Annotated in this window: 1 protein-coding gene; it reads right to left on the bottom strand. The window is 71.8% G+C overall.

All coding sequences use genetic code 11. The features are described from left to right. On the bottom strand, positions 1-238 hold a 238-nt coding region (locus KVT14_RS21285), incomplete at both ends, for a hypothetical protein (RefSeq protein WP_217617381.1).

Genomic DNA, 238 nt, shown 5'->3' with positions numbered 1-238 from the left:
CCCGATCTCCTGCGCCCCCCCGCCGGTCTTCTCGCCGATGTGGTCGTACAGCGGGACGTGGGTCCCGTCGAGGTCGACCTTCTCCGCGCTCAGCCGCACGTGCCGGCGCACGTCGACCAGGTCGGCGAAGACCGGGGACGTCCGGCGGATCCGGTCGATGACCTTCGCCAACCGGTGGTACCGGCGCTCGCGATCGGCGTCGGACGCCTCGGTGGCCAGCAGCTCCTGGAGGTCCTTC

Source organism: Cellulomonas sp. GbtcB1 (assembly GCF_019091725.1).
In the GTDB taxonomy this organism is placed as follows: Bacteria; Actinomycetota; Actinomycetes; order Actinomycetales; family Cellulomonadaceae; genus Cellulomonas.
The sequence above is the reverse complement of the archived record's forward strand: the minus strand, read 5'-3'. Positions and strand labels throughout refer to the sequence as shown.